We start from the raw sequence: 19966 nt of genomic DNA, 5'->3' as shown, positions 1-19966 counted from the left end.
GGCGATCTCTGGGTGCGTGGAAAACGCCCGGATTCTACTGGAAGCCGGGCCATCGGGCAGCATAAATTTGCTGCGGTGCGGCGCATGGGGGCGCTGTGGGGGCCGTGATGACGGCCCCGCGCGGGGCTAACGCTCAGGCCGGTGCGGTGCTGGGCGAGCGCGCGATGACCCGGTTGCGGCCTAGGTTCTTGGAGCGGTACAGCACGTCGTCGGCGGCCTTGAGCAGATCCTGGACATCGGCGAAACGCTCATAGCCCCCCTGGGTCGCCACGCCTGCCGAGAAGGTCACGAACAGCGGGCCGCTGGCGACTTCGGCCATCGGCGTGTTGACGATGCTGGCCAGGACCCGGCGCACCACTTCCAGCGCGACCGGCTCGGTGGTGTTGGGCAGCAGCGCGATGAATTCCTCGCCGCCGAAGCGGGCCACCGTGTCGCTGTTGCGCAGCTGCTCCTGCAGCTTGGTGGCGAACATGCGCAGCACCTGGTCACCCATCAGGTGGCCATGGGCGTCGTTGATCTTCTTGAAGTCGTCCAGGTCGATGAAGGCGACCGAAAGCGGCCAGCCATGCCGGGTGGCGCGCAGGAATTCCTGCTCGAGCACGGCTTCCAGCTGGCGGCGGTTGAGCACGCCGGTGAGGGCGTCACGGTGCGCCTGCTCGGCCAGCCGGTTGGCGCGCGCTTCGAATTCATCCGCCCGCTTGCGGGCCAGGGCGGCGTCCTGCATCTCGCGCAGGTTGCGCAGGGTGGCCAGCTCCTGGGCATGGTCGATCAGCTGCTGCACGCGCGAGGGCGAGAACAGCGGGGTCTCGAACAGGGTGCTGATGTCCGGGAGCGATTCACCGATGCGGGCCAGCACCTGGTCGAACTGGGCGCTGTCCAGGCCGAGCGTGTCATGTACCTGCTGCAGGGCGTGCTCGCGCGCGGCATCGGCATCGGTGCCGAGCCAGATATCGGCCACCGCGCCGGACAGGGCGACGCAGTTCTGGAAATTGTCATCGCCGGTGGCGGGCGATTCGCTGTGCGCGATGCTGTCCACCAGGTAGCGCGGCAGGCCCCATTCTTCGGCGACCCACGCGCCGACGTCGGCGTGGCTGCACTGCAGGTGTTCGCGCTCCAGGGCGACCAGCGCGTCGTTGTCGGTGGCCTGGCGCAGCAGCGGCAGGTAGGTGTCCGGTTGCGCCTGGGCCAGGGCCAGCACGCCGATATCCTGCAGCAGGCCGGCCAGCATCAGCTCTTCGGCTTTGCGCAGGCCGCGCGCCTGCCCCAGCAGGCTGGCGGCCAGGGCGCTGAGGATGCTGCGGCGCCACGCGCGCTCGCGCAGGTCCTGGCCGTCGCCGGCGGCGGTCAGGTTCTGGGTCACGGTGAAGCCGAGGGCCAGGCTGACCGTGGCATTCAGACCGAGCATCGTCAGCGCCTGACCGAGATTCTCGATCCGGCGGCGGCTGGCATACAGCGGCGAATTGGCGATGCGCAGCATGCGGGCACTCAGCGCCATGTCGATGGCGATGATGTCGGCGGCGGTGGTGATGTCCGCTTCCGGATCCTGCGCCAGTTCGATGATGCGCAGGGCAATACCGGGCGGGGAGGGCAGGTTGCGGCAGAGCGCCAGGGCGGCTGTCAGCTCGGGAGGCATGGCGGGGTTGTCAGTATGTTGGGGCAAGAATACCTGAGGTGCATCACAGTTTCGTCCTTGATTTCTTGCGTTGACGCGGCAGATCGGTTTGGGAGTATTGCCCTGATCCGGCACACAAAGCAAAGCCAGTGGACAAAAAAAAGAAGCCGCGGAGTCCGCGGCTTCTTTCGTAACACATTCGAGCGGTGAAGATCAGGCCAGGCCGGCCTGCTTCATCACTTCGGCGGCGTAGTCTTCCACCACCTTCTCGATGCCTTCGCCGACCGCCAGACGCTGGAAGCCGACCACGTCGGCACCGGCGGCCTTGAGGACCTGCTCGACCGACTGGTTGGTGTCCAGCACGTACGGCTGGCCGTACAGGGTCACTTCGTTGACGATCTTGGCGATCTTGCCGCTGATGATCTTTTCCAGGATATCGGCCGGCTTGGACTTGTCCTTGTCGGACATCTTGGCCAGTTCGATTTCCTTTTCCTTGGCAACGAACTCGGCCGGCACATCGGCGGCCTTGTTGTGCGGCGGGTTCATGGCAGCCACGTGCATGGCCAGGCCACGGGCCAGCTCTTCGTTGCCACCGGCCAGCTCGACCAGCACGCCGATGCGGCCGCCGTGCACGTAGGCAGCGACGTTGTTGGTGGATTCCAGGCGCACGATGCGACGCACGTCGACCTTCTCGCCAACCTTGGCGATGACGGCGGCGCGGGCTTCTTCGATCGTCTCGCCGGACGGCAGCTTGGCGGCCTTCAGGGTGTCGATGTCGGCAGCGCCCGAGCTCAGCGCGGTGGCAGCAACAGCCTTGGTGAAGTCCAGGAAGTTGCTGTCCTTGGCGACGAAGTCGGTTTCCGAGTTGACTTCGACCAGCACGGCCTTGCCGCCGTCCTGGGCCGCCACGATGATGCCTTCGGCAGCCACGCGGTCAGCCTTCTTGTCGGCCTTGGCCAGGCCGGACTTGCGCAGCCATTCGGCCGAGGCGTCGATGTCGCCGCCGTTTTCGACGAGTGCCTTCTTGCACTCCATCATGCCGGCGCCAGTGCGCTCGCGCAGTTCCTTGACCAGGGAAGCAGTGATTTCCACGGGATTTCCTCACGAAAGAAAGGGGTTGGGCCGGCATGGTGGCCGGCCCGTATGACAGTGTCCTGTCGTCGCGCCATCGGCAGCGGACAGGAGCGGTGGGCGCGCTGCGCCCACCGCGGGCCTGGATCAGGCCTGGGCTTCGCCAGCAGCCGGCGCGTCGGCGGCCGGAGCAGCAGCAGCCTTCTTGGCCGGAGCGCGGCGGGCCGGCTTGGCTTCTTCGCCAGCAGCGGCTTCGCTGAACTCTTCTTCACGGACGGTGGCGGCGTGCGGCGCAGCAGCCTTGCCTTCCAGCACGGCGTCGGCAGCGGCGCGGGCGTACAGCTGCACGGCACGGATGGCGTCGTCGTTGCCCGGGATCGCGTAGTCGACCAGTTCCGGGTTGTAGTTGGTATCGACCACAGCGATCACCGGGATGCCGAGCTTCTTGGCTTCCTTGATGGCGATGTCTTCATGGCCGATATCGATGACGAAGATCGCGTCCGGCAGACGGTTCATGTCCTTGATGCCGCCCAGCGAAGCTTCCAGCTTGTCGCGCTCGCGACGCAGGCCCAGCACTTCGTGCTTGACCAGCTTGTCGAAGCTGCCGTCGGTCTCACCGGCTTCCAGTTCCTTCAGGCGGGCAACCGACTGCTTCACGGTACGGAAGTTGGTCAGGGTGCCGCCCAGCCAACGCTGGTTCATGAACGGCATGCCGCAACGCTCGGCTTCTTCACGGATCGACTCGCGGGCGCTGCGCTTGGTGCCCAGGAACAGGATGGTGCCGCGCTTCTGCGCAACGCTGGAAATGAAGTTCATCGCGTCATTGAAGAGCGGAACGGTCTTTTCCAGGTTGATGATGTGGATCTTGCCGCGGGCGCCGAAGATGTACTGGCCCATCTTGGGGTTCCAGTAACGGGTCTGGTGGCCGAAATGGACGCCGGCTTCCAGCATCTGACGCATGGTGACCTGGGGCATTGCAGTAACTCCTGATAGGGAACCGGCCGCCACGGGTAATAGTTGGGCGGTCCGCCGCAAGGCGGGTGGTTCCGGGGTTTGGCTTCCCTGTCGCTTCCGTGACCGAACTCCTTGCGGAGCACCCCGGCACGGATATGGGCGGCAGGTGTGGATTCACCGGTGACGTCCGGTGTTGACGTGTTCCTGCTTCGATGAGGCAGGAGATCCGGTCGATTATAGCCCGGCCCCGGCCCGCGCCGCAATCTCGGCGGGCGGGGCGGCCAGGATCGCTTCGGCGGCATGGTCCAGGCGGGCAAGGAAACGGCCGTCGGCATAGCCGTCAGGGCGGGGCGGCAGGGCCCAGCTGCGGGTACTGTGCGGCAGGACGTACCCGGCCAGTCCATCGATCAGGGGCTGGCGTCGGCCGCGCGCATCCACGTACACCAGATCGGCAAGGTGGGCATGGGCCGCGCCTTCATTATAGAGGCGCAACACCGGTGCGGCGGGGCTGCCGGCCGCCGCCACGCGCAGGCGCGAGCCGGTGGCAGGGATGCTGGGTTCGAAGAAGACCGGCAGGGAATAGCGCGCGGCGCCGGCGGCGGCCTCCGGCCCGGGGCTGAGCACCAGCCGGTATGCCTGTTCAACGGCCGCCGGCGCCGTCCCCAGCCGGACCACGCGCACGCGCTGGCCGCCGCCCGGGGCGATGGCCAGATGGGTCGGGCTCACGGCCACGTCGTCGGCGGGGAGCAGGCGTTCCTGGTCGCCCGCCTGCTCCCATCGGTACAGCCGGGCCTGGCCGCGCCAGGCGGTGCTTCCGGGGTTGTCCAGCCACAGGTCGGCCTGTGCCGCATCGGCCGGCACCGAGACACGGACCGGACGGATTTCCAGTGCCTGCGCGGGCAGGGCGGTCACGGCGATCAGCAGGGCAGCCGGCAGCCACTGCATCAGTAGGTCACGGTGACCGGCGCGGTGCGCCCGGTATCCGCGATGGCCGGACTCAATGCGGCCACCTGCGCGGGCACCGGATGCAGCGCGTCGCCTCGCTGGCGCGCGGGCCGGCAGGTGGGCAGCGCCTCCGCCCCGGGGCTGCCGCAATCGGCAACGATCCTTACCGCCACCTGCAACGTGGCCGCGCTGCCTGCGCCGGGCCGCGCGGCGGCCGGTACGGCGGCGTACACAGCGGCGTATACGGCCAGCAGCCAGGCGAGGACGAAGGAGGGTGGTCGCGCGGGCATCGTGCATCGCACTGCGGAGGGATGCGAGCGTTAGCGGCCGCGACGGCCACGGCTTGAGGGCCTGGCCGGCGCTGCTCAGTAGGTGATCGTGACCGTGATGACGTCGCTGTAGCTGCCCTGGGCGGGCACCGCGCCGACGCTCGGCGGGGCACGCCCATACACGGTGAGGGTCTGCGCGGCGCCAGTGCCGGTGCCGGCCAGGGTGTCGGTGTTGAGCGTGTTGCCCCAGCGCTGGGAGCGCGCAGCGTTCCGGTACAGCTCGTAGGGGATGTAGTAGACGCTGCCGTCCAGTGCAGTGAAGCGCATGCGGCGCACGTTGCCCGATGCGTTCTGCCCGTTGTTCAGGCCGATGCTGTAGGCGGTGCGGTTGATGCAGGTCAGGCCGATCGTCGAGGTGCGGTCCAGGTTGGCGGTGATCGCCCCCGCGTTGCTGCCGAAATCCATGTCGGTGGTGACGTAGGTACTGCACTGCGGCAGGACGTTGGCGCTGACCGTGAACGGGAAGGCGCCATCGGCTGTTTTGTGGCCGCTGACCCCGCTGGTGCTGGTGCACAGCGCCGGCGGCTGGGCGGTGCCGATGATGCTCTCGTTGTAGGCATACTCCAGGCTGACGTTGGCGGCGGTGAAGCTGCTGGCAAAGGCGCCGGCCGACAGCACCTGCGCGGCGGGCACCTGCCCGTAGAGCGTGACCGATTGGGCGCCGCTGCCGCCGGTGATCAATGGCACGCTGTAGCCGAGGGTCACGATGGCTGCCGGCGGCGAACCCCCCGGCACCGCGCCCCACACCGTGGTGCGGCCACCGTTGGTATAGAGCTGGAATGCCATCGGATCGGCGGTGGTGTTGCTCATGCTTCGGCTCGGCAGCAGCGTGCTGCCGGTGCTGCCGGTGCCGATCTTCAGGCAGGCGCGCACGCTGGCGCTGCCCAGCACGCTCAGCGCGGTGGTGTTGCAGGTGATGGTGAAGCTGGTCATGGCATCGGTCGCGCTGGCCGCGCCATTGGTGATGGTGCCGAACGCCAACGCGCCTGGCGCCGTGGCCGTGCAGGTCGTATCCGCACGTGCCCCGGGTGCCCAGCACAGGGCCATCAGCATCAGCACGACCATGAGCGTACGCGCGCCGGTCATGGTCGGGAGGTCGGCACGCAGCGCAGCGGCCCGACTCGGGGTACGCCGGGGGAGGTGGCGGTGACGGGCGGGTCCAGGCGTACGCTGCAGTGCCCTTCGGGCAACTCGACCTGCAACTGGGCCGGCAGCACGACATCTTCCAGATAGGTCTCCCCGTCGTAGCCCACCGTGGCAGTGCCGCCAGCGGGCAGGCGCACGCTGCTGCCGACCGGCAGCGGGGCCCCGGCGTCATCGTGCAGGATCACGCGAATGGCCCGGGTGCGGCGCAGGCCGAAGTCGACGCCCAGCCCGGCGCTCTGTCGCGGCGTCACCCAGGTGTCCACCCGGTCGGCGCGCATGTCCGCCGGCAGGTCCAGCGTATCGATGGAGAGCCGGTTGCGCTGCCACGACAGCAGCGGGGTCACCAGCAGCAGGCCGTTCCTGTCGGTACTGCCGATCAGCCGGTTTTCCAGCCGCACCGGGATGCCCGGGTAGCCGTCGGTGGCGACCACGGCGAAGGCGTCGGGCACCTCGCGCGCGGCGAATACATGTCCGCCCATCCACACCACGCTGCCACTGGCGCTGGCGTAGCCGTAGTCAAGATCGCCCTGGCGCGCGTAGCCCATCGAGTAGCGCCCGACCCGGTTGAGCCAGCCGAGTTCGGCCAGGCCGCCGCCGCCATCGTCGCCGCCGCGCGCCTGCACCCGCCACCCGTAGCCGCCCTGGCTGCCATCGCCGGGCACGGGCTGGGACAGATCGGCGACATAGGTCATCCGTTCGCCGTTGCGTTGTGCCGACAGGCTGCTCTGGCGGTTGCGTCCCAGCGCAGCGGAGACCGACAGATAGGCACTGCGGTCATCGCTGTCGGCCAGGTTCTGGTTGAACGAGAGATAGGCCGACCAGCGATCGCCGAAGCTGCGCGACCAGAACACGCTGGCGTAGCGGTTGTCGTCGCCGTCGGGGTAACGCAGCCGGAGGTAGCTGGCGCTGAGCGAGCCGGCGCGCTGCAGGTTGATGCCCAGGGTAGCCTGTTCGCTGATATCCGGGGGCAGGGTGTCCTGCAGCGCGCCCAGGTCGCGGTAGTGGCCGTGGGTTCGCCGGGTCAGCAGGTTGACGTTGAACCGGCGGTTGTTCCAGCTGTAGCCCAGCGCGTATTGCCCTCCCTGGAGAGCGTCGTGGCGGCTGTGTGCGTAGGCGGCGTTGACCACGCCGGCACCGCCCAGCAGCCACCAGCCGCCAGCGCCGCCATTGACCACGCCGCCGCCCCCTTCCACGTGCGCTTCGGCCGTGAAGCGATCGCTGGCGCCGTAGCGCCAGGTGGCGCTGCCGATCACGGGCGTTTCATAGGCGAACGAACGGATGCCGTAGTCCTTCCGCATCCTGCCCACGCCGGCCGACCAGTCGGACAGGCCCTTGGCGAGCAGTTGCTGCGTGCCATAGAAGGCGAAGTCCAGGGTCTGCATCCGGCCGAACGCATCGGTGATCACGACCTGGGCATTGCCGGTCCCGTTGATGCCCGGCTGGGCCGCCAGCTGGAAGGGCCCGACCGGGACCTCGCCGTTGTACTGGCGCAGGCCATCCACATACAGCTCCACGTTGGACGGAACCACGGCTTCCCCCAGGAACGTGGGGGTGGGGCTCAGCACGCGATAGGGCTGGAGGCCATAGTTGCGGCCGATCTGCACACCGCCCATGCGCACCGGCCGGCTCCAGTCGACGAAGCCGCTGTAGAAATCGCCCACCGTCAGCGACACGGCCGCGTCCGGGAAGTCCAGGCGCCACGCCGTATCCAGCCGCACGCTTTCGCCCCGCCACCGACGATCGGCCGGATCCTGCCAGGTGCGCTGCAATGCACTCGTTTCCAGTACGCCGTGGCCCACCCCGAACAGGCGCAGTTCGGTGGTCAGGGCCAGGTTGCCGCCGCCCTCGTTGTGGCTGCCGTAAAGGTCGTAGTTGATCAGCATGCCAAGCGAGGACGCCGCAGGCGGCGCAGTATCGGCTGCACGCTCCAGCCGCGTGGTAGGCAACGACAGCTGTTCCAGCGGGACGTCCAGGGCCAGCGTCTGCAGCGCTGCGTCGTAGCGCACGACAACCCCGCTGAGCTGGTCCAGCGCGACCTGCTCTTCGCCCCGTGCGGAAAACCCGAGCTGGCGCAGCGTCGCGCCCGAGGCCATCAGCCTGCCCTGCAGCTCGGTGAATGGCAGCAGGCCACGCGGTGCCTGGTTGAGGGTCACATCCAGGTACAGCGTCTGTGCGGCCGTCAACGGCGTCGGCGGCGGCAACAGGGTGTCGGCCGATGCGTCGATGCCCGCGTCGGCGTCCGCTGCCATCGCGGCGCACGGGGCCAGCGTCGCGGTAAGCAGCATCCGCATGCAGGCCTCAGCGAGCCGGCGGCGCGGCGGGCAGTGGCGTCTGGGCCGACTCGCCATTGATCTTTGCCGAGACTGTGGCGCCCGCCAGGCGGGCGGCCGGGACATCCAGCGGCCAGCGCATGGTCTGTCCACCGAGTACGTAACCGAGCAGGCCAGGATGGACGATCTGCGGTCGGTCGACGGGCCCCAGGCCGATGTCGGCCAGCTGCGCGTAACTGTTGCCGCTGTTGTGCACCTCCAGGGCCGGGCGCCCGTCATCCAGGCGTATCAGGCGTACCTGCAGCGCGTGTTCGAGCGGGCCCTCCGCACCGGGCTGGACAAACACCGGCATCGAATAGCGCAGCACGAACTGCATCCCGCTGCGACGCGGATCCACCGTGGGCAGTTCATCGACGATCACCCGGTAAGCGCGCTGCGATGAGGGTGCCTCAGCGTCGCTGCGCACCACGCGGATCAGCTGCTGCTGGCCGGCCGCCAACGACTGCATCGGCGGACTCACCAGCAGGTCGGTGGTGGGCAGGAGCTGGTCCTGGCCGGTGTCCTGGCGCCACTCGAAGACCCGCACCTGCACCTGCACCGGCGTCGTACCGCTGTTGGTCAGCCAGAGCGCATCGGCGTTCTGCCGTGGCGTCAGCTGCAATGAGGTGGGGGCGACCTGCAGGCTTGCGGCGGTGGCGCTCCCCATCAGCAGCCACAGCCAGCCCAGCACCGCGCACCCGAACCGCCCAGGGCGACGCCCTGCGGAAATCGGCATGGCGGACCTCAATAGGTGATGGTGGCGGTGATCGTGTCCTGATAGTTACCCGCAGCGGCGTTGTTGACGCTGGGGTTGGCGATCTGGCCGTAGACATTCAATGTCTGCGCCAGGCCAGTGCCGATGCCCGCCGTCGTATTGGTGCCGGTGGTCGCGCCCCACACATTGGTATGGGCGGCATCGCGATAGAGCTGGTAGCCGACGAAATTGTTCGCCGTCACGCTCGCATCGGTGTTCTTCATCCGGCGGGTGGTCACGTCATTGGCGGTTCCCGCGTTCGCACCGGCATTGAGGGCGACGGTGTACGGGGTCAATGCCGAGCACTGGGCGGTGATCGTGCCCTGGGCGTTGGACGGGGTGGTGGCCGTGGAGAGGGCCGAGCCGAAATCCACATCGGTGGCGGCCGCTGCGGTGATCGTGCAGGCCTTGGTGATGATGATCTTGACGTTGAAGGTCGTGGTATCGGCCGCCAGGGCGGGCGCAGCGAGGCTGGCAATGGCCAGGCTCAACAGGGCAGGACGGAGAAATCGCATGGGCATGCTCCTTGGACGCGGGTCCTTGCTGAACAACACGATGCTGCCGAACGGGTGGGGCGATGGAACGGTGTTGACCCGGTTATAGGTTTCGCCTTGTTGGGAGGCCGTGAGATTTGACAGATTCAATGGCCGTTTTCGGCACAATCCTGCGTTCTGGGACGTGCATCGCAGTCATTCATGGACCTGACCGGCCCGGCCGCCCAAACCGCGGCTGTCAGCGTTCTATCCGATCCCGTTCAGATTGGCCCCGGATCGGCGATAATGGGCGCCATGAGCGTGAATCTGAAAACCCCCGAGGAAATCGAACTGATGCGCATCGCCGGCCGTCTGGCCAGCGAAGTGCTCGACATCGTCACCCCCCACGTCAAGCCGGGCGTGACGACCGAAGAGCTGGACCGCATCTGCCACGACCACATCATCAACGTGCAGAAGGCCACACCGGCCAATGTCGGCTACCGCGGCTTTCCCAAGACGGTCTGCACGTCGGTCAACAACGTGATCTGCCACGGTATTCCCAGTGAAGCCAAGGTCCTCAAGGACGGCGACATCGTCAACATCGATGTCACCGTGATCAAGGATGGCTGGCACGGCGATACCAGCCGCATGTACTACGTGGGCACGCCGTCGGTCATGGCCAAGCGCCTGGTCGATGCGACCTACGAAGCCATGTGGCGCGGCATCCGCGCGGTCAAGCCGGGCGCGACGCTGGGCGACATCGGCCACGCGATCCAGAGCTATGCCGAATCCGAGCGTTTCAGCGTGGTGCGCGAGTACTGCGGCCATGGCATCGGCAAGGTCTACCACGACGAGCCGCAGGTGGTGCATTACGGTCGTCCGGGCCAGGGCCTGGTGCTGCAGCCGGGCATGACCTTCACCATCGAGCCGATGATCAACGAGGGCACCCGCTACAACAAGGTGCTGCCCGATGGCTGGACCGTGGTCACCAAGGACCGCAAGTTGTCGGCGCAGTGGGAGCACATGGTCGCGGTCACCGAGACCGGCGTCGACGTGCTGACCCTCTCGCCCGGCGAATCGCAGGTCTGAGCATGCTGCCGGCGAGCCCGATGCTGGACGCGCCGGCCGAATCCGTCGCCGACCCGGACTGGGCGGCGCTGGCGCGCCAGTCGCTGCAACAGACCGACGCACGGCTGTACCGCCGTTTCGACCAGGGCGACAACATCGAGCGCCTGCTCGCGTTGCGCGCCCGCGCGGCCGACCACCTGATCCGGTTGGCGTGGCACCGCTGCCTGCCGGCCGGGTCTGGACTGGCCTTGTTTGCCGTCGGTGGGTATGGGCGCGGTGAGTTGTTCCCGCGCTCGGATATCGACGTGCTGGTGCTGGGTACGCCGGAACAGCAGCGGCGGCACGAATCCGGGCTTGCGCGCTTTTTCGCGCTGCTGTGGGATTGCGGCCTGCCCGTGAGTCACGCGGTGCGTTCGCCAGCCGAGTGCACCCAGGCCAGCGCCGACCAGACCGTGCTGACCGCACTGATCGAATCGCGCCCGGTGGTTGCCGACGACACCGCGCGCGCGGCCTTGAAGGCCGCGGTGAACGTGGACGGCCTGTGGCCGCCGCGCGAGTTTTTCCTCGCCAAGCGTGAAGAGCTGCTGGCCCGCCATCAGCGCTTCGGTGATACCGCCGACAACCTGGAACCGGACATCAAGGACGGTCCCGGCGGTCTGCGCGATCTCAACACCCTGGGCTGGATGGCGTTGCGTGCCTTCGGCGTGCGCGACCTGGAAGCACTGGTCGGCCTGGGCCACCTCGGCCCGGATGAAGCGGCCGCGCTCAAGCGCGAACGCTGCGCCCTGGCCCGGCTGCGCTTCGGCCTGCATCTGGTCGCCAACCGGCCCGAAGAGCGCCTGCGTTTCGATTACCAGAAGACACTTGCCGCCCGCCTGGGTTTCGAAGACGACATCGAAAGCCTGGCCGTGGAAAAAATGATGCAGGGCTTCTACCGCAGTGCCACCGTGGTGCGGCGGATCAGCGACCGCCTGCTGCAGCGCTTCGAGGAACAGTTCGATGGCGAGGCGGTGCCCGAGCCGGTCAGCGTGGGGTTCTCGCTGCGCCGTGGTTACCTGGCGGCCAACGATCCGGCCTGGCCCGAAGGCGACATCGAACAGGTGTTCGCGCTGTTCTCCAGCTGGGCCTACAACCCGGATGTGCGCGGCCTGCACTCGCTGACCGCCCGCGCGCTGGCCGAAGCGCTGCCGGACCTGGCCGCGTATACCGACGCCAGTCCCGCCGCACGCGAGCAGTTCCTGGCCCTGCTGCGCAGCCCGCGCGCGGTCGACACGCTGGCGCGGATGGCGCGCCTGGGCGTGCTCGGTCAGTGGATCCCCGCATTCGCGCAGGTCTCCGGGCGCATGCAGTTCGATCTGTTCCACGTCTACACCGTGGACCAGCACACCCTGATGGTGCTGCGGAACATCGGCCTGTTCGCCAGCAGCCGCGCCGACGAGCGTTTCTCGATCGCGCATGAGGTCTGGCCGCGCCTGCGCAAACCGGAACTGCTGCTGCTGGCCGGCCTGTTCCATGACATCGCCAAGGGCCGCGGCGGCGATCACTCCGAACTCGGTGCGGTGGACGCGCGTGAATTCTGCGAGGCGCTGGCGCTGAGCAGTTCGGACACCGAACTGGTGGCGTGGCTGGTCGAACAGCACCTGCGCATGTCCATCACCGCACAGAAGCAGGACATCTCCGATCCGGACGTGATCCATCGCTTCGCCACCCTGGTGGCCAGCCGCGACCGGCTCGATTACCTGTATCTGCTGACCTGCGCCGACATTGCCGGGACCAGCCCCAAACTGTGGAATGCATGGAAGGACCGCTTGCTGGCCGACCTGTATTTCGCGGCGCGGCGCGCGCTGCGCGACGGGCTGGAGAACCAGATGCCGGCCGCCGAGCGTGTTGCCGAAGCGCGCGAATCGGTGCGCCAGCTGGTGCGCGAGCGCGGCTACGACGACGCGACGATCGAGCGTCAGTTCACCGTGATGCCCGATGAGAGCTTCATCCGGCTGCGGCCCGAGCAGCTTGCCTGGCAGGCCGCCGCGCTGGTACCGGTCAAGCAGGGCCAGACCCTGGTCAAGGTGCGCCGGATCACCCCGGACGACCACGCGCTGGAGGTGTTCGTGCACTCGCCGGACCGCGATGGCCTGTTCGCCGCGATCGTGATGACGCTGGACCGCAAGGGCTACGGCATCCACCGCGCGCGTGTGCTGGATGGCCCGGTCGATACCATCTTCGATACGTTCGAAGTGACCCCGGCCGACAGCTTCGCCGATGGCGATGCGCTGCGCCTGGAGGCCGGCCTGCGTGAAGCGCTGTCCGGCGACCTGACCCGGCTGCGCCCGTCGCGGCGGGTCATTCCGCGCCAGCTGCGGCACTTCCGTTTCGCCCCGCGCATCGAGTTCCGCGATGTCACCGATGGCGAGACCACCAGCACCCGTTTCAGCCTGGTCGCGCCCGACCGCCCCGGCCTGCTGGCCGACGTGGCGTTCGTGCTGCGCAACCAGCGGCTGCGCGTGCATGATGCGCGCATCGCCACCTTCGGCGAACGCGCCGAAGACATGTTCGTGATCAGCGATGAGCATGATCACGCCCTCACCGAATCCGCCAGACAGCAGCTGCAAGACGCCATGCTCGCCTGCCTGGACCCTGATCGAAAAGCCGGAGACCCCCACTGATGGCCACCAAGCCTGCCAAGAAGACCGCCGCGAAGACCCCGGCGGCCAAGACCACTGCTGCCGCACCCGCGGTGAAGAAGACCACCGCCGCGGCAAAGAAGGCGGTGCCGGCAGTCAAGAAGGCCGCCGCGAAAAAGGCGCCGGCACGCAAGGTCGCCGCCACTCCGGCCGAGAGCGCGGCCAAGCGCAGCGCCAGCCGTGATGCCACCATTGCGCGCAAGTCGCTGCGCAAGCCGGCCACGCCGGGCGTGGAAGAGCTCAAGTTCGGCATCGAAAGCGCCTTCGAGCGCCGCGCGACGCTGACCCTGCACGAGATCGAAGGCTCCACCAAGCCGCTGGTCGGCCGCGTCATCGATGGCCTGGAAACCGGCGAATTCCGCGTCGCCGAGCCCGATGGCCACGGTGGCTGGAAGGTCAACGAATGGCTGAAGAAGGCGGTGCTGCTGTACTTCCGCGTCAACGACATGGCCGTGGTCGACGCGCGTCCGGCGCCGTTCTGGGACAAGGTCGAATCGCGCTTCGCCGGCTTCGATGAAGCCAAATTCCGCCGCGCCGGCGTGCGCGTGGTGCCCGGCGCGATCGCGCGCCGCGGCAGCTACTTCGGCAAGGACGTGGTGCTGATGCCGAGCTTCACCAACATCGGCGCCTACGTGGGCGAGGGCACCATGGTCGACACCTGGGCCACGGTGGGTTCGTGCGCGCAGATCGGCAAGCACTGCCATCTGTCCGGCGGCGCCGGCATCGGCGGCGTGCTCGAGCCGCTGCAGGCCAGCCCGACCATCATCGAAGACCATTGCTTCATCGGTGCGCGTTCGGAAGTGGTGGAAGGCTTCGTGGTCGGCCACCACAGCGTGATCGGCATGGGCGTGTTCCTCGGCCAGAGCACCCGCGTCTACAACCGTGCCACCGGCGAAATCAGCTACGGCTCGGTGCCGCCGTACAGCGTGGTGGTGTCCGGCCAGCTGCCCTCCAAGGACGGCTCGCACTCGCTGTACTGCGCTGTGATCGTCAAGCAGGTCGATGCCAAGACCCGCAGCAAGACCAGCGTGAACGACCTGCTGCGCGGCCTGGCCGACTGAGCCGGGCACGCCATGACCACCACCGTGTATGGATTGAAGAACTGCGACACCTGCAAGAAGGCCACCAAGTGGCTGGACCGTTTCCAGGTGCCGTACACCTTCGTCGACTACCGCGAGCACAAGCCGACGCCGGAAACCCTGATCGACTGGGCCGCCCAGGCGGGTGGATTCCCCGCGTTGATCAACCGGTCCTCCACCACGTGGCGGCAGCTGCCGGAGAACCGCAAAGCGGCGGACTCCGAGGCCGAATGGAAGCTGCTGCTGCGCGAGTACCCGCAGCTGATCAAGCGTCCGGTGGTGGTGAGCGCGGACGGGGCAATGACCCAGGGCTTTTCGGACAACGGTTTCAAGCAGCGGTTCGGAGTGGGCGCGTGAATGACGTCGTCGCGCTGACCTGTGACCTGATCGCGCGCGCTTCGGTCACGCCGGAGGATGCCGGCTGCCAGCCGTTGCTGGCGGGCCGTCTTGAGCGCGCAGGGTTCCACTGCGAACACCTGCGCCTGGGCGAGGTCGACAACCTGTGGGCCACGCACGGCCAGGGCGCGCCGGTACTGGTGCTGCTCGGGCATACCGATGTGGTGCCGACCGGCCCGGTCTCGGCCTGGGCCAGCGATCCGTTCGATCCGCAGATCCGTGATGGCGTGCTGTACGGGCGCGGTGCGGCGGACATGAAAGGCAGCGTGGCCGCCTTCGTGGTGGCCGCCGAGCAGTTCGTGGCTGCCCATCCGGATCACCCCGGCACGCTGGCGGTGCTGCTGACCAGCGATGAGGAGGGCGATGCCATCGACGGTGTGCGCCGGGTGGCCGACCTCTTCCGCGAGCGCGGCCAGGCCATCGACTGGTGCATCACCGGTGAGCCGTCTTCCACCGCGGTGCTTGGCGATCTGCTGCGCGTCGGCCGGCGCGGCAGCCTCTCGGCCACGCTGACGGTGAAGGGCGTGCAGGGCCATGTCGCCTACCCGGACAAGGCACGCAATCCAATCCATCTGGCCGCTGCCGCCCTGGCCGAACTCACCGCCCGGCACTGGGATGACGGTTTCGAAAGCTTCCCGCCGACCAGCCTGCAGGTCTCCAACATCCATGCCGGGACCGGCGCCAACAATGTGATCCCCGGCGAGCTGCAGGTGCTGTTCAACCTGCGCTACAACCCGCACTGGAACGCGCCGGCGCTGGAGCAGGAGATCGCCGCGCTGCTGGACCGCCATGCGCTGGAGTACACGCTGAAGTGGCATCGCAGCGGCGAGCCGTTCTACACCCCGGAAGGCACGCTTCGCCGTGTCGCCCGCGAGGTGCTCGGCGAGTTCGCCGGTGCGCCGCCGGAAGAGAGCACGGGCGGTGGCACCTCCGATGCGCGCTTCATCGCACCGCTGGGCGCGCAGTGCATCGAAGTAGGCCCGGTAAACGCGAGCATCCATCAGGTCGACGAGAACATCCGCGTGGCCGATCTGGAAGCGCTGCCGGCGCTGTACCAGCGCTTGATCGAACGCCTGCTGGCCTGAATCCAGCGGATGGAACCGACGGTCGCGGTAGTGCCGGCCGCTGGCCGGCTGCTTCTTCGGTCTGGCAGTCATGAGAGCCGGCCAGCGGCCGGCACGACCGGGTGCATGTGCTGCGCCGAGCCGCGGTCGGCGGCTACCGTGCGGCAGCAATCGGCCGAGGGTCGGTTTGCTCTTACGCCACGATCAACCCGAACGACGCCAACGCGGCCGCCGCCTGGCGCTGCGAAATCACCGCCTTCTTGAACAGCTTGGCGTCCATCACGTTGAGCCCGCTGATGTCGGTGCCACGCAGGTCGGCACCTTCGAAGCGCGTCAGCCGCGTCTGTGCATTGCGCAGGCTGCCGCCGTTGAACACCGCATCGCGGAAATCGCAGCCGGACAACTCCGCTTCGGAAAAGTCCATGCCGTCCAGCTGCGCTTTGCGGAATGACATCCCGCGCAGGTCGGCGCTGACCAGCAGGCACTCGCGGAACTCCAGCGCCCAGCCGGTCACTTCCTGCAGATGCGCGCCGGTCAGCTTGCAGTCCTGAAACCGCACCGAGGACAGCGTCGCGCGGCGCCAATGACTGTTGTTGAGATCGCAGTGCGAGAAGCGTGCGTCGCTGAGCAGCGCCGAGCTGAAATCGCACTGGCTGCCCCGGCACTTCGTCCACTGGGTTTCTTCCAGCGAGGCGGCCAGCCAGTTCGCACCCGTGACCGAGCACTGGTTGAACTGGAACCCATCCATGTCCAGCCGCGAGAAGTCGCCGTGATCGAACGTGCAGTTCTCGAAGGCGGCCGCGCGCGGATGCGCGGCAATGATGGCCTGCATGCGCTCGCGGGTGAGCGTGTCGTCGCGGAAAATGGCGGTGGTCATGCGGCCATTCTCGGTGATGGGCGGCGCAGGCGGCAGTCTTGAAGGCAGCGGCGGAGTGTGTACAGCGTCACCGGCGCGCATACGTGGTCCCCTCCGACGTAGAGCCGACCGTTGGTGCAGACACGTGGGGCGACACGTGCAGCCGACCAACGGTCGGCTCTACCGCGTGGGGCGACACGTGCAGCCGACCAACGGTCGGCTCTACCGCGTGGTTATCCTGTCAGTCGAAGGTCCAGAACGGGGCTTTGATCCGGTCGCGCCAATACGTCTCCCCGGCCAGGTAGAACTTCTGCGCAGACGCCTTCGCGAACCAGCCGGCGGCTGCGTCCAGATCGCGCGTTACGCCGGCGCGGCCACGGCCCAGCAGCAGGCCGCTGAAATACTGCCCGTACACATTGCCCTGGTCGGCCGCCAGCCGGTACCAGCGCAGCGCTTCCACGCCATCGCGCGGCAGGCCCATGCCGAGTTCGTACATGGCGCCCAGATCCACCTGGGCGTCGGCATCGCCACGCTGCGCACGTCGCTGGATCTCGGCGACCAGCGAATGCACGGTGCCATCCGGCCGCGCTGCGATCGCCTGTGGCAGTCGCGAGGATTCGGACGGCATGTGATGGTAGATCGTCGCGCGCAGGTCCCAGCGCAGCGCGCTGGCCGCGTCACCGTGGTCGCGATGGAACCTGGCCAGCATCAGCATCGCCATCGGGTTGCCGTGCTCGGCAGCGGCGCGATACCAGCGCTCTGCCTTGCGCGGTGAGGCGCGCAGGGCAGTGCCCTGGCGGATGTTCGGGCCGGTGCCATGCAGCAGCTCACCGTGGGTCCAGATCCTGCCCAGGGCCTCTTCGGCCTGCGGGTTGTGGAAGGTCCACGGGGTAACGGCTGCCGCACGCTCGTACCAGCCCACGGCGCGCGGGTCGTTGAAGGTTTCAAAGGTCCTGGCTGCCTCCCAGGCACTGTCGAAGCTGCCATCGGCCGCCTTGGCCTCGACCGACTGCACGATGCTCGCAGGCGTCCGTGCAGGGCTGCTGCTGCAGGCAATCAGGGAAAGGGCCAGGGCGATGCCGCCCAGGCGTGTAGCGATGCGTCCAATGCGAGGGATCATGCCAGCCGGATGGTGCAGAAGGACCGTGATTATCGCGCGGCCCCGAAGCGCCGGGTTGTCCGCGGCGGCCTGTTTGGTTGCCATCGCAACAGTTGCGCCGCCGTCAAAACCCGGTTACGGTCGGTCCATGTCCTCGTTCCCGGCCACCGCTGTCAGCAATACCAACCGCAATAATCTGCGCGCGAATAATCGTGCGCGGCCGATGCGGGACTGCGACCAGGGCTAGTACAAGCAATACGCCCGGACCCCAGAAAACCCGCATCGACCGATGCGGGTTTTTTTGTGGCCCGGGTTTACCCCTTCCGGGCCTGGGTGGCCGGTCGAATGCCTGCAATACGTGTATTCCCCCATCATCAGGAGCTGTTCCCATGTGTTCGATCTTCGGTATTTTCGGCCTGCAGGCCGGCGACGACCTCACCGCATTGCGCCGCCATGCGCTGGACCTCTCGCAGCGCCAGCGCCATCGCGGCCCGGACTGGAGCGGGGTGTACGTCGATGACGGCGCCATCCTGGTCCACGAGCGCCTGGCCATCGTGGACCCGGCCGGCGGTTCGCAGCCGCTGCTCTCCGAAGACGGCGGCCTGGCGCTGGCGGTCAACGGCGAGATCTACAACCACCGCGAACTGAAGGCCGAGCTGGCCCAGCCCTACGCCTTCCAGACCGGCTCGGACTGCGAGGTGATCAACGCCCTGTACCGCGAAGACAGCCCGGCCTCGTTCCTGAACCGCCTCAACGGCATCTTCGCCTTCGCCTTGTGGGACCGTGCCGCGCAGCGCGTGCTGATTGCCCGTGATCCGATCGGCGTGGTGCCGCTGTACTGGGGCCACGACAAGGATGGCCGGCTGGTGGTGGCCTCCGAACTGAAGTCGCTGGTGGACATCTGCGCCGATGCGGCGCAGTTCCCGCCGGGCCACTGGTACGACAGCGCCACCGACACCCTGACCCGCTACTACGAGCGCCCGTGGCGCGACTACGACGCGGTCGAAGGCGTCGAGGCCGACCGGGTCGAACTGCGTGAGGCCTTCGAGCGCGCGGTACACCGCCAGCTGATGACCGATGTGCCCTATGGCGTGCTGCTCTCCGGCGGCCTGGATTCGTCGCTGGTGGCAGCGGTGGCCGCACGCTATGCCCGCCACCGCGTTGAGGATGGCGACCAGAGCGAAGCGTGGTGGCCGCGCCTGCATTCTTTCGCGATCGGCCTGAAGGGCTCGCCCGACCTGGCCGCCGCGGCGATCGCGGCCGAAGCACTGGGCACCGTGCATCACGGCTTCGAGTACACCTTCGAAGAAGGCCTGGACGCACTGCCGGAAGTGATCCGCCACGTGGAAACCTATGACGTCACCACGATCCGCGCCTCCACCCCGATGTTCCTGCTGGCCCGCCGGATCAAGGCGATGGGAGTGAAGATGGTGCTGTCCGGCGAGGGCAGCGACGAAATCTTCGGTGGCTACCTCTACTTCCACAAAGCCCCCAACGCGCGTGAGTTCCATGAAGAACTGGTGCGCAAGCTGGACGCGCTCAACAACTACGACTGCCTGCGCGCCAACAAGTCGATGATGGCCTGGGGCGTGGAGCCGCGCGTGCCGTTCCTGGACCGCGAGTTCCTCGATGTGGCGATGCGCATCGATGCCAGGCACAAGATGGTCGGGCAGGGCCCCGCCGGTGCACGCCGGATCGAGAAGGCGGTGCTGCGCGAGGCCTTCGAAGGTTACCTGCCGGACTCGATCCTGTGGCGCCAGAAGGAACAGTTCAGCGATGGTGTCGGCTACGGCTGGATCGACGGACTCAAGGCGCACGCCGAAGCCCAGGTCAGTGACCGGGTGATGGCCGCGGCGGACAAGCGCTTCGTGCACAACCCGCCGCAGACCAAGGAAGCCTACTTCTACCGCCACGTGTTCGAGCAGTACTTCCCGACCCAGGCGGCGGCGGAAACGGTGCCGGGTGGCAAGTCGATCGCATGCTCCTCGCCGGCGGCCATTGCCTGGGATGCCAGCTTCGCGGCGATGGCCGATCCCTCCGGACGCGCCATCGCCGGCGTGCACGAGCAGGCGCTGGCCTGATCGAGGTGCCACGCCGCCGCGTCGATCGCGGTGGTGTGGCAGCGCGTGC

Annotated in this window: 17 protein-coding genes; 6 read left to right on the top strand and 11 right to left on the bottom strand. The window is 67.8% G+C overall.

Annotation, left to right across the window (positions count from 1 at the left end; genetic code table 11):
* Positions 1-133: 133 nt before the first annotated feature.
* From POS15_RS10835 to POS15_RS10795, 9 genes are all read right to left on the bottom strand, one after another.
* Positions 134-1633 (bottom strand): GGDEF domain-containing protein, encoded by a 1500-nt coding sequence (locus POS15_RS10835; RefSeq protein ID WP_046272043.1) that lies wholly within the window; start codon positions 1631-1633, stop codon positions 134-136.
* A gap of 192 nt (positions 1634-1825) precedes the next feature.
* Positions 1826-2704: a translation elongation factor Ts gene (tsf, locus tag POS15_RS10830; RefSeq protein ID WP_019184396.1), complete on the bottom strand. Its 879-nt coding sequence runs from the start codon at positions 2702-2704 to the stop codon at positions 1826-1828.
* A 126-nt stretch (positions 2705-2830) separates the two neighbouring features.
* Complete coding sequence (rpsB, locus tag POS15_RS10825; RefSeq protein ID WP_102789182.1) at positions 2831-3658, bottom strand: 30S ribosomal protein S2; 828 nt, start codon at positions 3656-3658, stop codon at positions 2831-2833.
* Between the two features lie 213 nt (positions 3659-3871).
* A complete protein-coding gene (locus tag POS15_RS10820; RefSeq protein ID WP_284128150.1) occupies positions 3872-4582 on the bottom strand; it encodes a fimbria/pilus periplasmic chaperone in 711 nt (236 codons plus the stop codon).
* Positions 4582-4872, bottom strand: coding sequence for a hypothetical protein (locus POS15_RS10815; RefSeq protein ID WP_019184393.1), 291 nt, complete (start codon positions 4870-4872; stop codon positions 4582-4584). The genes POS15_RS10820 and POS15_RS10815 overlap by 1 nt, the downstream gene beginning before the upstream one ends.
* A 75-nt stretch (positions 4873-4947) precedes the next feature.
* The gene (locus POS15_RS10810) at positions 4948-5997 is read right to left on the bottom strand and encodes a spore coat U domain-containing protein (protein WP_284128149.1); all 1050 of its coding nucleotides are present in this window, start codon (positions 5995-5997) and stop codon (positions 4948-4950) included.
* Positions 5994-8348: a fimbria/pilus outer membrane usher protein gene (locus tag POS15_RS10805; RefSeq protein WP_284128148.1), complete on the bottom strand. Its 2355-nt coding sequence runs from the start codon at positions 8346-8348 to the stop codon at positions 5994-5996. The genes POS15_RS10810 and POS15_RS10805 overlap by 4 nt, the downstream gene beginning before the upstream one ends.
* A gap of 7 nt (positions 8349-8355) precedes the next feature.
* On the bottom strand, positions 8356-9102 hold the full coding sequence (locus tag POS15_RS10800) for a molecular chaperone (protein ID WP_284128147.1): 747 nt from the start codon (positions 9100-9102) through the stop codon (positions 8356-8358).
* Positions 9103-9110: 8 nt separating this feature from the next.
* A complete protein-coding gene (locus tag POS15_RS10795; protein WP_026069973.1) occupies positions 9111-9635 on the bottom strand; it encodes a spore coat U domain-containing protein in 525 nt (174 codons plus the stop codon).
* Positions 9636-9908: 273 nt separating this feature from the next.
* Here POS15_RS10795 and map point away from each other — a divergent pair, with 273 nt between their 5' ends.
* From map to dapE, 5 genes are read left to right on the top strand one after another with little or no spacing between them, the layout of a single operon-like run.
* Positions 9909-10682 carry a type I methionyl aminopeptidase gene (gene map / locus POS15_RS10790; protein ID WP_026069972.1) on the top strand — a complete coding sequence of 258 codons (774 nt, stop codon included), beginning with the start codon at positions 9909-9911 and terminating at the stop codon, positions 10680-10682.
* 2 nt (positions 10683-10684) lie between these two features.
* Complete coding sequence (locus tag POS15_RS10785) at positions 10685-13324, top strand: [protein-PII] uridylyltransferase (protein WP_284128146.1); 2640 nt, start codon at positions 10685-10687, stop codon at positions 13322-13324.
* A complete protein-coding gene (gene dapD / locus POS15_RS10780) occupies positions 13324-14403 on the top strand; it encodes a 2,3,4,5-tetrahydropyridine-2,6-dicarboxylate N-succinyltransferase (protein ID WP_019184386.1) in 1080 nt (359 codons plus the stop codon). The genes POS15_RS10785 and dapD overlap by 1 nt, the downstream gene beginning before the upstream one ends.
* A 12-nt stretch (positions 14404-14415) precedes the next feature.
* Complete coding sequence (locus tag POS15_RS10775; RefSeq protein WP_046272041.1) at positions 14416-14778, top strand: arsenate reductase; 363 nt, start codon at positions 14416-14418, stop codon at positions 14776-14778.
* Positions 14775-15902 carry a succinyl-diaminopimelate desuccinylase gene (dapE, locus tag POS15_RS10770; RefSeq protein ID WP_046272040.1) on the top strand — a complete coding sequence of 376 codons (1128 nt, stop codon included), beginning with the start codon at positions 14775-14777 and terminating at the stop codon, positions 15900-15902. The genes POS15_RS10775 and dapE overlap by 4 nt, the downstream gene beginning before the upstream one ends.
* Before the next feature lie 172 nt (positions 15903-16074).
* Here dapE and POS15_RS10765 read toward each other — a convergent pair whose 3' ends face one another.
* On the bottom strand, positions 16075-16758 hold the full coding sequence (locus POS15_RS10765) for a pentapeptide repeat-containing protein (RefSeq protein WP_284128145.1): 684 nt from the start codon (positions 16756-16758) through the stop codon (positions 16075-16077).
* A 220-nt stretch (positions 16759-16978) separates the two neighbouring features.
* Positions 16979-17857, bottom strand: coding sequence for a tetratricopeptide repeat protein (locus POS15_RS10760; protein WP_284128144.1), 879 nt, complete (start codon positions 17855-17857; stop codon positions 16979-16981).
* 368 nt (positions 17858-18225) lie between these two features.
* Here POS15_RS10760 and asnB point away from each other — a divergent pair, with 368 nt between their 5' ends.
* Positions 18226-19917 (top strand): asparagine synthase B, encoded by a 1692-nt coding sequence (asnB, locus tag POS15_RS10755; RefSeq protein WP_019184380.1) that lies wholly within the window; start codon positions 18226-18228, stop codon positions 19915-19917.
* Positions 19918-19966 lie beyond the last annotated feature (49 nt).

The organism is Stenotrophomonas sp. BIO128-Bstrain, from assembly GCF_030128875.1.
Taxonomy (GTDB): Bacteria; Pseudomonadota; Gammaproteobacteria; order Xanthomonadales; family Xanthomonadaceae; genus Stenotrophomonas; species Stenotrophomonas bentonitica_A.
Note: the sequence above shows the minus strand (reverse complement) of the source record. Positions and strands in the feature narration are given on the sequence as shown.